Source organism: Denitromonas halophila, from assembly GCF_007625155.1.
Taxonomy (GTDB): domain Bacteria; phylum Pseudomonadota; class Gammaproteobacteria; order Burkholderiales; family Rhodocyclaceae; genus Nitrogeniibacter; species Nitrogeniibacter halophilus.
The window spans coordinates 34,820-47,867 of record NZ_VMNK01000013.1; the positions used below are offsets into that span (position 1 = coordinate 34,820).

Below are 13,048 nucleotides of genomic sequence, written 5' to 3' on the forward strand. Positions count from 1 at the left end.
ATACCGACATGCATGTGAAACAGTTCAGACCAGAAGAGTGGGCGGTGCGATCTGCCCGATTGATCCACGACGCCGTGCTGGCGGCGTCCCACCGGGGCGATGGTTGCAAGGTAATGCTGACTGGTGGCCGGAGCGCAGCACGGCTGTACCTGGCGTGGCGGGCGCTCCCGGGTTTCGATCAGTTGCGTGCCGTAGAGTTCTTTTTCGGCGATGAACGATGTGTTCAGCTCGATGATCCCGAAAGCAACTACGGGCTTGCAATGCGAACCCTGTTTGCCAGTGGCGTTCCATCTGGTTGTTCGGTGGTCCGCATGGCGGCGGAGGGGCCAGACCGCGAGGGTGCGTGTTTGCACTATGAAGGCCGCTTGCCGAGTAAAATCGACGTTTTGCTGCTGGGTGTCGGCGAGGACGGGCATATCGCTTCGCTGTTTCCCGGGGGCGCGTTGCTTGATGAGCGCACGCGGAAAGTCGCCCCTGTGGTCGGCACCAAGGCGCCCAGAGAGCGGCTGACGGTGACCCCTGTGGTGATCGCGCAGGCATCGTCGGTCTTCGTTCTCGCAAATGGTGAGGCCAAGGCTGCCGTGTTTCGGCGGGTCGCAGGCGGTGCAGATGATTTTCATGCGTTGCCGGCATGCCTGGTGGGCGGAGCCACCTGGTTGCTGGACACGCCTTTTTGAAGAGAAGTTCGATGTCGATTGACAGGAAGTGCAGATGGCAAGAGTCCTGATCACCACTGTTCCGTTCGGGGACAAGAACGATCTGCCGATCCGGCAACTCGAGGCGAACGGGATCGAGTATCTGATCAATCCGCTTGGCCGCAAACTCAAGGAAGACGAACTCGCCGGGATGGTGAGCGACGTCGAGGTATTGATTGCCGGCACGGAGCCCATCACCGCGAAAGTGATGGCGAATGCGCCGCGATTGAAGCTGATTTCCCGTGTCGGCATCGGGCTGGACAGTGTCGACTTGTTGGCCGCCGAGCAGCGTGGCATCAAGGTCAGCTATACCCCCGATGCACCAGCGCCGGCAGTGGCCGAATTGACGATCGGGTTGATGTTTTCGTTGATGCGGTCGATCCACATTGCCAATGCCAGGATGCATCAGGGCGAGTGGCAGCGCTACTTTGGGCGGCGCTTGGCCGATCTGACGATCGGCATCGTCGGCGCGGGGCGAATCGGCGGGCGGGTGCTGCGCCAGCTTGCAGCGCTGGGCGCTGGCCGCCTGCTGGTGAATGACATCAATCCCGCAGCGTGCGGGCTCGACGATATTGCGACCATTGAGTGGGTGGAGAAGGACGTTATTTATGGGGCGTCGGATATCGTCAGCCTGCATGTTCCGCTGACCGTGCAGACGAAAAACATGGTTCGCCGTGAGGACCTTCGCCAGATGAAACCCGACGCGATAATTGTTAACACGGCACGTGGCGGCATCATCAATGAAGACGACCTCGCCGAGGTGCTCGGTTTGGGCCACCTTGCCGGCGCCGCCGTGGACGTCTTCTGCGAAGAACCCTATCAGGGGCGGCTGGCGTCGATCGAACGGTGTTTGCTGACGTCGCACATGGGGTCGATGTCGATAGATTGCCGCACGCGAATGGAGATCGAGGCGACTGAAGAGGCGATTCGGTTTTTGACAGAACAGCCGCTGGAAGGTCTGGTGCCCGAGGTGGAATACCAGGTCCAGCGGGAGGGGCTCTGAGATGGCGCGGGTATGTGTGATTGGGGGTTCCGGATTTCTTGGCAGCCATGTGGCGGATGCGCTGTGTGCGGCCGGTCACCAGGTCTCGATCTATGATCGCCGGCCTTCGCCGTGGTTGCGGCCTGACCAGGAAATGGTGGTCGGCGACCTGCTCGATGCGGAAAAACTGTCTGCGGCAATCGCCGGCTGTGAGTATGTCTATAACTTTGCGGCCCTGGCGGACCTGAACGAGGCTCTGGGCAAGCCGCTCGACACCATTCGCATCAACGTGCTTGGCAATGCGAATGTGCTCGAGGCGTGCCGGCAGAACGGCGTCCGGCGGTTCATGTACGCCAGCACGGTGTACGTCTATAGCCGTGAGGGCAGCTTCTATCGTTGCAGCAAGCAGTCTGCGGAGCACTACGTCGAGGAGTATCAGGCGGCCTACGGGCTCGACTACACGGTGTTGCGTTACGGTTCGCTGTACGGCCCGAGGTCGGACGCGCAGAACGGTCTGTGGCGCATCGTCAACGAGGCGCTGACGACGGGCCGGATCCGCTATGCGGGCAGTGCCGAAGCGATGCGCGAATACATTCATGTAGAGGATGCGGCCCGCGCCAGTGTCGCAGCGCTCGGCGACGAATTCAGGAACCAGCATGTCGTTCTGACCGGACAGGAGCCGATGCGGGTGATGGATCTGCTGAAGATGCTGGCCGAGATTCTTGGCATGCCGCAAGCGGTGGAATTCGAGGAAACCGAATACGCCGGGCACTACGTCCGGACGCCCTACGCCTATCAACCGAAGCTGGGCCGGAAGTATGTGCCGCCCATGCATGTCGATCTGGGGCAGGGGCTGTTGCAGCTGATCGGCGAAGTGCAGAACGGCATTTCGAATGAGGGGAACAAAGCGTGAAAACCCAGTTGAAGCAGGCTCTGAAAGGGGCCATACGATATTCGCTTGCTACAGGCGGACGAACCCAGGTTGGCCGATATGTCTTCAAGCAGATCCTGGACACGTCGATGGAGGAGGTTCGCGAGCTTGTGCACGAGGGCGTTCAACTCCGCTTTGCCACCCCCAATGCGCTGTGTGACTGGCGCGCGCAGACGTTCTCCACGAAGGAGCCGGAAACCCTCGCATGGATCGATGCGATTCCCGAGGGGGCGGTCGTCTGGGATGTGGGCGCCAATATCGGTTTGTATGCTGTCTATGCGGCGGCGCGGCGCAAGTGTCGGGTGTGGGCGTTCGAGCCGTCGGTGTTCAATCTCGAGCTGTTGGCAAGAAACGTGCACCTCAACGGGCTCGTCTCTCAAGTGTGCATCGTTCCATTTGCCTTGAGCAACGCCGTCGGCTCCAACACGCTGCGGATGACAACCACGGAGTGGGGCGGTGCGCTGTCGACGTTCGGCGAGGCGTATGGCTGGGATGGTGAGGCGATCAAGCGCGTTTTCGAGTTCCAGACGATGGGCCTGCCAATGGATGCGGCGCGCGATCTGCTGGGGATTCCACAACCCGATTTTGTCAAAATGGACGTCGACGGTATCGAGCATCTGATCCTGTCGGGAGGCGCCTCCGTACTGAAAGCGGTCAAGGAAGTCCTGATTGAGGTGAATGACGACTTCAAGGAACAGGCGGAGGGCTGCGAGCGACTGCTCAAGGCCGCCGGTTTGACGATGAAGCACAAGCTCCATTCAGAGATGATCGATAACTCGACGACCGGTTTCCAGAATACGTATAACCAGATCTGGGTGCGAGAGCCGTCTTGATTGATGCATTGGTCCGGGCGCGCCTGGTGTTTTGGGACTTCGATGGCGTCATCAAGGAATCCGTGGCGGTCAAGACGGAAGCCTTTGTGCAGTTGTTCTCGCCCTTCGGCGCCGAGGTGGTGGCGCGCGTGCGGGCGCACCATCTGGCGAATGGCGGCATGTCCCGTTTCGAGAAAATCCCGCGCTATCTGGAGTGGGCTGGCCAGAGCGTGACCGACGCGAGCGTAGATGACTACTGCCAGCGGTTTTCGCAGGCGGTGCTCGGCTGCGTGGTGGCGGCGCCCTGGGTGCCGGGGGTCGAGTCGTACCTGCGCACCAACCGTCATGGGCAGGAATTTGTGCTGGTCACCGCGACGCCGCAGGGAGAAATCGAGGCGATTTTGCAGGCGATGGATCTGCACCGCTGCTTCTCGGCCGTTTTTGGCGCGCCGACCCGAAAGGGCGAAGCGATCCGGCAGGTGCTCACCCATCGCGGTGTGCGCGCGTCGGAAGCGCTGATGGTCGGAGACGCCACGGCAGATCTTGAAGCCGCGAGGCAGAACGAGGTGCCCTTTTTGCTACGCCGGCATGTCGACAATCAGCAGGTATTTCGCGACTACGGTGGCGCATTTGTAGAGGATTTTTCCGGATGATGAACCGCAGGGAAAAAATAGGGGCCATTCGCAAGGCACTGCGCGACGGCAAGGCAAGCATCGGTAGCTGGATGCAGATCCCCCATTCGTCCATTGCTGAAATTCTGGGGCGCTCGGGCTACGACTGGGTCGCCGTCGACATGGAGCACGGTGCGATCGGCGCCCATCAGCTTCCGGATATCTATCGGGCGCTGGAACTGGGGGGCACCTTGCCGATGGCGCGACTGGCGCAGGGCGAAACCAAGGACTGCAAGCAGGCCCTCGATGCCGGTGCGGGCGGCGTTATCATTCCGATGATGGAGTCCGCGCAGCAGCTGACGCGGGTGAGGGATGCGTGTCGCTGGCCGCCGGCGGGGTTGAGAGGTGTGGGCTTTTCGCGTGCGAACCTGTTCGGCACCGATTTTGACAGCTATGCCGAGGAGGCCCAGGCGCCTTTGTTGATCGCGATGATCGAACATGTCCGCGCGGTGGATAGCCTTGAGGCCATTCTGGCGGTCGATGGCCTGGACGCGATACTGATCGGCCCATACGATCTTTCGGCGTCGATGGGCTTGACCGGTCAATTCGCGGAGCCGGCGTTTGTCGCGGTCATGGAGCGCATTCGCGACGCCTGCCGCACATCGCACACCCCGTGCGGCATCCACGTCGTGCAGCCCGATCCTGAGCAGCTTGCGCAGCGCGTTGCGGAGGGATATCAGTTTCTGGCCTATTCGATCGATGCGGTGTTTCTGAGAGCGTCGGCGACAAACCCGCAGAGCATGTCCTGATGGGCATCCGCGGCAGGCTCAGGCTGTGGTTCTATCAGAGCAGGCGTTTTGGCGGGCGGTATCGTCAGGGGGCGCATTCGAGCGCGATCCTGTCGAAGATCCTGATCGGCAAGGACGCCGAGGGGCAGATCGTTCTCGGCGACTACGTCATCTGTGCGGGCGAGCTCTACAGTTTCTTCAGCAAGGGCGTCATCTCCGTCGGCGATTGCAGCTACGTGGGGCAGGGAACGCGGATCTGGGCGCTGTCACGGGTAGAGATCGGTCGTCGGGTGCTGATTTCGCATGACTGTTTCATCTGCGACAACCTCACCCATCCGCTGAATGCACAGACGCGTCATCAGCAGTACATGGCAAAGCACGGCTTTCCCTTTCCCGAGCGGATTGAGCTCGAGGAGCGCCCGATACTTATCGGCGACGATGTCTGGGTTGCGGCAGGGGTGACGATTCTTCGGGGTGTGAGCATAGGGCAAGGCGCGGTGATTGCCGCAGGGTCCGTGGTCACCACGGACGTGCCTGCTGGCGTGGTCGTGGCAGGAAATCCGGCGAGGGTGGTCAAGCAGCTCGGTACTGAGCAAACGATGGAAAGAGGAGTTGTCAATGGCATTGCCTGATCGGTGTCCGCTATGTTCAGCCGGGCGAGAATCGCAGTCAGTCGTTACGCGCCATGTGTATGGCGATGCGTCTGTATCGCGTGCTTTCTTTCACTGCGCGGCGTGCGATGTTCGCTATCAGTTCCCGGGCCTGACACCGGAAGAAGAGGCGCGATTCTATGCCGCCGAGTTCGAGGGCTTTATGGCGAGCCGGTCGGGGGAGTCCGGCGGTTGGCTGAAAACCGAGCAGCATCTCGTCGCCAACGAGCCGACGCGCATGCGCCGGATGAAGTATCTGGCGCCCTATCTCAAGCAGTCCGTCGATATCCTTGAGGTTGGTTGTTCTTCCGGGTTCATGCTCTATCCGCTGGCTGCGGCCGGCCATCGCTGCACGGGGATCGAACCGTCCGGCGTCTTCAGCGAGTTTGTGCGGGGTCGGGGCATTCCGGTCTACCAGTCCGTCGCGGAGCTTCAGCGCGACGTGCCGGATGCGCGCTTCGATCTGATCCTCCATTTCTTTGTCCTCGAACACATCGCAGACCCCGGCGCTTTCCTGATGGCGCAGCTGGCCATGCTCAAACCCGGCGGTCGAATCGTTTTCGAGATACCCAACGCGGCCGATCCGTTGTACTCGGTTTATGACATCCCGGCATTCGAGCGGTTTTACTGGTCGGTGGCCCATCCTTGGTATTTCAGCGAACCGTCCTTGCAGTTTTTGCTGACGCGGCTGGGTGAGAGCAGCGAGGTGCTTCGCGACCAGCGATACGACCTGTCCAACCACATGATCTGGGCGCGAGACGGGCGGCCCGGGGGCATGGGACGCTTTGCCCCTGAGCTTGGCGCCGATGTCGAGGAATCCTACAAGCAGTCGCTGATCCGCAGCGGCAAGTGCGATACGCTGGTCGGCATCATCAAGAAGGATGGGGGGACTTGAGATGCAGCGGGTTCTGATCACGGGCGTCGGGGGGTTTATCGGGTCCCATGTCGCGCGCCGCTTCCTGCAGGAGGGATTTGCGGTCGTCGGCGTCGACGATTTCTCGAACGGCAAAGCCGAGAACGTGCCGCCGGGCGTTGATTTCATCGAAGGCGATCTGGCGCGCCGGTCGACGATTGAACGCATTCCGACCGATTGTCGAAGGATTCTGCATCTGGCGGGGCAGTCGTCGGGGGAGATCAGCTTCGATGATCCGGTCGCGGATCTCGAAAAGAATACGGTGTCGACGCTAAATCTGATCCGCTACGGTATCGAGCATTCCGTCGAGCGGTTTCTCTACGCGAGCTCCATGTCCGTGTATGGCGCGGTCGACGACACCCCGATCAGTGAATCCCGGACCTGCCGGCCCTTGTCCTGCTACGGGGTAGGAAAGTACGCCTCCGAAGACTACTTGCGCGTCTATCAGCGCAAGTTGCCCGCTGTGATTCTCCGGATGTTCAATGTCTACGGGCCTGGCCAGGATTTGAGCAATCTGCGCCAGGGCATGGTGAGCATCTTTCTGGCGCAGGCATTGAAGACAGGGCGCATCGAGGTCAAGGGGAGCGTCGAGCGCTTCCGCGACATCATTTATATCGACGATGTGGTCGAGGCCTGGTTCCGTGCTGCCACCTTGGAAAGTGCCAAGGGCCAGACGCTGAATATCGGAACGGGCATCAAGACGACCGTCGGTGCGCTTCTCGAGCGCATCTGCAGCCTGGTGCCCGGCGCCTCCTATTATGTCGATGGCGGAACGCCGGGGGATCAAAGCGGTATCTATGCAGACGTGTCGGCACTGAAGGATGTGCTCGGGATCGATACGTTTACAATGCTCGATGCCGGGCTGACGCAGTTCGCCGAGTGGGCTCGGAAGTGATCGGCGAGCTGACTTTCTGACAACGATCCATTCTTTATGGCACTTACAAAACCATGAATATTCTCGCCTTGATTCCCGCACGGATGGGTAGCAGCCGTTTCCCTGGAAAACCGATGGCGCCGATCCTCGGAAAGCCGATGATCGGGCATGTGTACGAGCGCGTCGCAAAATCGCCTATGCTCACCCTGACCGCCGTGGCAACATGCGACAAGGAAATCTTCGACTATGTCGAATCGATCGGCGGCGTAGCGGTCATGACGGGGAACGAGCACGAGCGCGCGACCGATCGCTGTGCGGAAGCCCTCGTCGCGCTCGAGCGCGCCAACAACACGACATACGACATCATCGTCATGGTTCAGGGTGACGAGCCCATGACCCATCCGGACATGATTGCCGAGGCCGTGCAGCCATTGATCGACCACGCCGATGTTCAGGTCACCAATTTGCTGGGCAAGATCAAGGATGCGGCCGAGTTCGAGGACAGGAATTGCATTAAGGTCGTCTGCGATCTTCAGTTGAATGCCATGTATTTCTCCCGGGAGCCGATCCCGACCCGTTGCAAGGTCGATCAGATTCCGATGGGCAAGCAGGTCTGCGTCATTCCGTTTCGTCGGCAATTCCTGCTCGATTACACCAAGCTCGCGCCTACGCCGCTGGAGATCGTGGAGTCGGTGGACATGATGCGTGTGCTTGAGCATGGAATGCGTGTTCGAATGGCGCCCACCCGGCACGACACCCAGGCGGTCGATACGCCGGCGGATCTGAAGAAGGTCCAGGGCTTGATGCAGGGACTTGATGCCTGACAGTGATTGCCGGCCAAGCGAAAGCACGGCGGGGCGTGTTCTGGTCTGGGACGCGGAGGGTGTGCCAGACGCTGGCTTTGAGCTGACGGTCCTCTGGCAAGGTTTCGAGCAAGGCTCGTCGCAGGGCGGGCGGATGGTCTCCATTGCACGTCTCGTCGAGGACGGTGCCGATGCGCAGAGAGCGCGCTATCTTGCGTGGCTGCATGCCCTTGGCCAAGCACCGGTTAACGGCAGGACGGTTGCCGAGCATCTGATGATTCGCCCGGCGCTCAGCTATTGGTGGATGGCCGCCCCGGCGCAGAAATTCAGCATCTCGGCGGCATCCCTCGTTCCTGATGCGATGAAACTGCTTGCGCTGGAGACCTTGCTGGCCAACGAGAAGGAACGGGCGGTCGTGCTGCATTCGGCCAATGCACGGCTGGCTGAATGCCTGGCGTCGTATTGCGTAGACATGCAGTGCCGTTTCGAATGGCGTCAACCTGAGCCGTCCGGGCCGGCGGTGCAGTCACGACGAAGTGCCTACGGCCGGCTTTCACCCCGGTTGCGCGCCGTGATCTCGTTCGGGTGGTATTGCGCGTCCAGGTTGCCCGCCGTTTTTCGTCAGTCGGGCGCGCGCGCCGGCGCCGGGACGCTGTCTTTTTTTGACGTGCTGGTGCATCTGGACCGGCGGGCGATTGGTTCCGGTCGATTCATGTCGAACTACTGGGGCCCTCTTGTTGATCGGCTTGCCGATGACGGAGTCCGGACCAACTGGTTTCACTTCTTTCATCCGCACGCTGCCGTCCCGACGTTTGCCGCGGCGCGTCGCCTTGTTGGGCGCTTTCAGGAAAACGCAGCCGGCCGGCAGTTTCACCGCTTGATCGACATGTTTCCGCCGCTCACGAAGGCCGTCCGGGCGTGGCGTGACTACCGGCGCCTTCAGCGGGCGGTCCGAGCGATTGAGGGTTGCCATGCCGAGGTGCGTCCGGAGGGATCGGTCCTCCAGCTTTGGCCGCTGCATCAGGACGAGTGGACGGAGTCGGTGTCGGGACCCAATGCCCTGATGGAATGCCTTCGGCTCGGTTTGTTCGAAGTGGCCCTGTCCCGCCTTCCCCGGCAGCAGGCTGGCGTGTATATCTGCGAGAACCAACCCTGGGAGATGTCGCTGATTTATGCCTGGCGAAACAGCGGCCATGGCAAACTCATCGCGGCGCCTCATTCGACGATTCGCTATTGGGACTTGCGGTATTTTTATGACCGGCGCAGCTATTCTTCCGCCAGACCGAGTGATCTGCCCATGCCCGATCACTACGCCGTGAATGGCCCTGTCGCCAAGGCGGCGGCGCTGGCCGGCGCGTATCCGGCAGACAAGATCGTCGACGTCGAGGCGCTGCGATTCATGCATCTCGGTCGCCCAAGCGCGCACCGCAAGCCTGGGCGTGAGCGCACAGGTATGCTGATCTGCGGCGATTTTCTGGCGACGACTAACGACAGGATCTTCGACTGGCTGCAGCGGGCCGAGGCGGATCTGCCGGCCGGCGCGAACTTTGTCTTCAAGCCACACCCGGCCTTCCCTTACCAAGCGCCCCCCGATTTTGCGGCGCGCATCGGCTTGCGCGTCGATGAGCGGGCGCTTGAGGAATTGCTGCCAGACTGCGACATCGTCGTCACAAGTGCGATCACCTCTGCAGCCGTCGATGCCTATTGCGCGGGCAAGCAGGTCATACAGATTCCCGATGGGCATGGGGTGAACGCCAATGCGCTGCGCGGGCTGGCCGGTGCTCGATTGGTGAGCTCGCCCAGCGATCTGGCTGGCGCGCTTCAAGCGGCTTTGGCCGGCGACGCGGTCGCGGTGGCAGAGCCTTACTTCAATCTGGACCCGTCCCTGCGGGCATGGCGGGAAGCGCTGGGGGCGGGGCAGGACGTGCAGACCTTTCAAACCAAGTCAGGATCGGGAGACCGCTGATGGCTCAGCAACCGACGCATCCGAGCGCCGAGGCCCTGCCAGCGTTGTCCGTGGTCATGGCCACGCTGGGTGGGGCGCAGATTGCGCGAACGATTGCCGAAATGAACCGAGGCTCGGTTCGGCCGACGGAGATTCTCATCTGCATCCCGGAAGAGGACGCGCATCGGGTGGCGACCTTGTCAGTCGACAACGTGTGCATCGTGCCCACCAAGGTGCGCGGGCAGGTCGCGCAACGGGCAGAAGGGTTCCGGCAGGCGTCGTGCCCGGTCGTAATGCAACTGGACGACGACATTCTGCTCGCCAGAGATGCCATCGAGGCCTTGATGGCGTCGCTGGTGGCGTTGGGGCGAGGGCATGTCGTTGGCGCCGTTTTCTACAATTCGGTGACCGCCGAACCCTTGTCGAAGATCGACACCGGGCTGCGCGGATTCATCATCAATCTCTATGAGAGTGCCGTGCGTGGGCTGCCATGGGGAAAGCGTCGCATGGGCGCGCTGAGCAAGATCGGCGGCTGCGGCAGCGTAGACCCCCGGTGCTGCGACGAAGACCTCGTGACGACCGCCTGGTTGCCAGGCGGGTGCTCCCTGTCCTTTCGCGAAGACCTGGTCCTCGACGCCTTCTTTCCCTTCCGCGGAAAGGCCTACTCTGAAGACATTATTCATTCCTGTCTGAGGGCGCGGAAGGGCATGACGCACCACGTTGCGGTAACCGCCAAGGCGACGATCCTTCCGCCGGAGCGCGGTGTGACGCGCGACAGTGCCATGGCCGAAATCAGGGCGCGACGATACGCTGCACAAATGCTGGGCGGTAACATGGCTCGGGCCACCTTCGCTGCCATTCTCGACATCGTCCGGCGCCAGGTGGCTGCCTTGCTCGCGCGATAGGGGGCTTGATGACGGCCTCCAATATCGTTCTGACCGGTGCGACGGGTTTCATCGGGCAGCACTTCGTGCAAGCGGCGCAGGGTCGTGCGGTCAGCGCTCTGACGCGAGGACTGAAGGATCGCTCCGGCGCGCCCGACAACATCAGGTGGGTTACCGGTGATCTCGTCTCGCCCGGGAGCTGGGCCTCGCTCTTGACGCCCGGATGTACCGTCATCAATCTGGCCTATCCGGAAAGCCTGTCGTCCGAGCAGTCGCTTGGGGCAGCGCAGGCGATGGTCAGGGCATGCGCCGAGGCGAATGCGGCGAGGCTGATCCACTGCAGCACGGTATCGGTCTATGGGCGCACATCGGGGGGGATGATTGACGAGACGACGCCCTGCAACCCGCTGGATGAATATGGGGGCAGAAAGCTGGCCATCGAGGAGGCGATTCGCGCGTCGGATTCGGGCGCCTGCGAGGTTGCAGTGCTTCGCCCCGCCGCCGTTTTCGGTGCCGGTGGGCAGAATCTCGTCGCTTTGGCGAACAGTCTCTGCGGCGGCGCGGCCCTGGCCAACTACCTGCGGGCATCGCTGTTTGGTCGGCGGAGGATGCATCTTGTACCGGTGCAGACGGTGGTTGCTGCCTTGCTGTTTCTGGCCGACTGCGAGCGCCCCATTGGCGGCGAGGTATTCAATGTGTCCGACGATGACGACGCGCTAAACAATTTCCGGGATGTTGAGAGGATTCTTGCCGAGGCGCTGGAGATTCCGGCGCGCAAGCTCCCCGTCCTGCCGATTCCGTCCGTCGTGCTGAAGTCGCTGTTGCACTTGCGCGGGCGAAGCGAGCGAGATCCGCATTGCGTGTATCGCGCCGACAAGATTCGGCAATTGGGGTTCGTGTCCCCCATCGATTTCGAAGCCGCGCTTCGATCATTTGCGATGCTTTGCCGATCGGACCGAATCGTGCGAGGACGGCCTTGAAAATACTTCTGGTCAATCACTTGCTGGACCCCGTGTCGGGCGGGGGGACGGCGGAGCGTACGCTCCAGATGGCGCGTTTTCTCGCGACGGAAGGTGCCGAATGCACCTTGCTGACGCTGGATATCGGCGGCATTGGCGCAGGGGCGCGCCCGTCGCTGATCAGCGGCGTCAAGGTCGTGGCCGTCCCGTGCCTGAACCAGCGCTTCTTCCTGCCTTACCTGCGCTACGCCAGACTCAAGGCGCTTGTGGAGGGCGCCGATGTCGTCTATCTCTCGGGGCACTGGACACTCCTCAACGCATGGGTTTTCCATGTCTGCAAGCGGCTCGGAAAGCCTTATCTCTTTTGCCCGGCCGGTGCGCTCAAGCCTTTTGGGCGTTCTCGTGTCTTGAAATGGCTGTACGCCAAGCTCGTCGGCGGCAGCCTGGCGCGATCCGCGGCCGCCTGTGTGGCGGTCACCGAGGGAGAGAAATCGGATTTTGCCGAGTGCGGGGTGCCGGCTGAGCGTGTGGTCGTGGTGCCAAACGGGATTGATCCCGCCGAATATGTGCTGGCCAACCCGACAGGGGAGGTGGCCAGTTTTCGCCGCAAGCTCGGGCTCGACGCGTCGCGCTTCATTCTTTTTCTTGGTCGTTTGAACCCGATCAAGGGGCCGGATCTCTTGCTGGAGGCGTTTTCACGCTTGCCGCCATCGGCGCGGGATGTCCACCTGGTGCTGGCCGGGCCGGATGGCGGCATGAGAGGGCTTCTTGAGCAGAGCGTCGCCGCGCTCGGTCTCGACGGACGGGTCCACTTTGCCGGTTACGTCGGTGGCTCAGAGAAGGTCGCCGCACTGCATGCAGCCACGGTGCTGGCCATACCCTCGCGGCGCGAGGCAATGTCCATCGTCGTTCTGGAGGGCGGTATTTGCGCCTGTCCCGTAGTATTTACGGATACCTGTGGTCTTGATGCGATTGCGCGCGACAATGCGGGCGTCATGGTGCCGGTCTCGGCCGCGGCGCTCTCAGGGGCCTTGGAGAATCTGCTTGCGAGTCCTGAAGAGCTGCGCCGCTCCGGCGAGCAGTTGCAGCGTATAATCCGCCAGCATTATTTGTGGCAATCACAGGCGCGGCGTCTTCTGGCCTTGGCGGAGCATGTCGCCTCGAATCCTGGCCAGGAAAAAAACGGGTAGTAGTGTCCGTC

14 protein-coding genes are annotated in these 13,048 nt (G+C 61.7%); all 14 read left to right on the forward strand.

Features of this window, described 5'->3' with window-relative positions; genetic code table 11:
- Window positions 1-8 precede the first annotated feature (8 nt).
- The 14 genes from FHP91_RS13405 to FHP91_RS13470 are packed head-to-tail and all read left to right on the forward strand — an operon-like array spanning window position 9 to window position 13,037.
- A complete protein-coding gene (locus FHP91_RS13405; protein ID WP_144310078.1) occupies window positions 9-677 on the forward strand; it encodes a 6-phosphogluconolactonase in 669 nt (222 codons plus the stop codon).
- Window positions 678-711: 34 nt separating this feature from the next.
- Window positions 712-1,698 (forward strand): phosphoglycerate dehydrogenase, encoded by a 987-nt coding sequence (locus FHP91_RS13410; RefSeq protein WP_144310079.1) that lies wholly within the window; start codon window positions 712-714, stop codon window positions 1,696-1,698.
- Window position 1,699: 1 nt separating this feature from the next.
- Window positions 1,700-2,590 carry an NAD-dependent epimerase/dehydratase family protein gene (locus FHP91_RS13415; protein ID WP_144310080.1) on the forward strand — a complete coding sequence of 297 codons (891 nt, stop codon included), beginning with the start codon at window positions 1,700-1,702 and terminating at the stop codon, window positions 2,588-2,590.
- Window positions 2,587-3,441 (forward strand): FkbM family methyltransferase, encoded by an 855-nt coding sequence (locus FHP91_RS13420; protein ID WP_222105208.1) that lies wholly within the window; start codon window positions 2,587-2,589, stop codon window positions 3,439-3,441. The genes FHP91_RS13415 and FHP91_RS13420 overlap by 4 nt, the downstream gene beginning before the upstream one ends.
- Complete coding sequence (locus tag FHP91_RS13425; RefSeq protein ID WP_186301553.1) at window positions 3,438-4,073, forward strand: HAD family hydrolase; 636 nt, start codon at window positions 3,438-3,440, stop codon at window positions 4,071-4,073. The genes FHP91_RS13420 and FHP91_RS13425 overlap by 4 nt, the downstream gene beginning before the upstream one ends.
- The gene (locus FHP91_RS13430; RefSeq protein WP_186301554.1) at window positions 4,070-4,840 is read left to right on the forward strand and encodes an HpcH/HpaI aldolase family protein; all 771 of its coding nucleotides are present in this window, start codon (window positions 4,070-4,072) and stop codon (window positions 4,838-4,840) included. The genes FHP91_RS13425 and FHP91_RS13430 overlap by 4 nt, the downstream gene beginning before the upstream one ends.
- Entirely contained in the window at window positions 4,840-5,451 is a 612-nt protein-coding gene (locus FHP91_RS21485) for an acyltransferase (RefSeq protein ID WP_144310082.1), read from the forward strand. Before FHP91_RS13430 ends, FHP91_RS21485 begins: the two co-directional genes overlap by 1 nt.
- A gap of 55 nt (window positions 5,452-5,506) precedes the next feature.
- Window positions 5,507-6,364 carry a class I SAM-dependent methyltransferase gene (locus FHP91_RS13440; RefSeq protein ID WP_186301555.1) on the forward strand — a complete coding sequence of 286 codons (858 nt, stop codon included), beginning with the start codon at window positions 5,507-5,509 and terminating at the stop codon, window positions 6,362-6,364.
- 1 nt (window position 6,365) lies between these two features.
- Window positions 6,366-7,277 (forward strand): NAD-dependent epimerase/dehydratase family protein, encoded by a 912-nt coding sequence (locus FHP91_RS13445; protein WP_186301556.1) that lies wholly within the window; start codon window positions 6,366-6,368, stop codon window positions 7,275-7,277.
- Window positions 7,278-7,330: 53 nt separating this feature from the next.
- Window positions 7,331-8,080, forward strand: a complete 750-nt coding sequence (locus FHP91_RS13450) for a 3-deoxy-manno-octulosonate cytidylyltransferase (protein WP_144310085.1) — start codon at window positions 7,331-7,333, stop codon at window positions 8,078-8,080.
- Window positions 8,073-10,025: a TIGR04326 family surface carbohydrate biosynthesis protein gene (locus tag FHP91_RS13455; protein WP_144310086.1), complete on the forward strand. Its 1,953-nt coding sequence runs from the start codon at window positions 8,073-8,075 to the stop codon at window positions 10,023-10,025. The genes FHP91_RS13450 and FHP91_RS13455 overlap by 8 nt, the downstream gene beginning before the upstream one ends.
- On the forward strand, window positions 10,025-10,909 hold the full coding sequence (locus FHP91_RS13460; protein ID WP_186301557.1) for a glycosyltransferase: 885 nt from the start codon (window positions 10,025-10,027) through the stop codon (window positions 10,907-10,909). The genes FHP91_RS13455 and FHP91_RS13460 overlap by 1 nt, the downstream gene beginning before the upstream one ends.
- 8 nt (window positions 10,910-10,917) lie before the next feature.
- On the forward strand, window positions 10,918-11,868 hold the full coding sequence (locus FHP91_RS13465) for an NAD-dependent epimerase/dehydratase family protein (protein WP_144310088.1): 951 nt from the start codon (window positions 10,918-10,920) through the stop codon (window positions 11,866-11,868).
- Window positions 11,865-13,037, forward strand: a complete 1,173-nt coding sequence (locus FHP91_RS13470) for a glycosyltransferase family 4 protein (protein ID WP_144310089.1) — start codon at window positions 11,865-11,867, stop codon at window positions 13,035-13,037. Before FHP91_RS13465 ends, FHP91_RS13470 begins: the two co-directional genes overlap by 4 nt.
- Window positions 13,038-13,048: the final 11 nt, after the last annotated feature.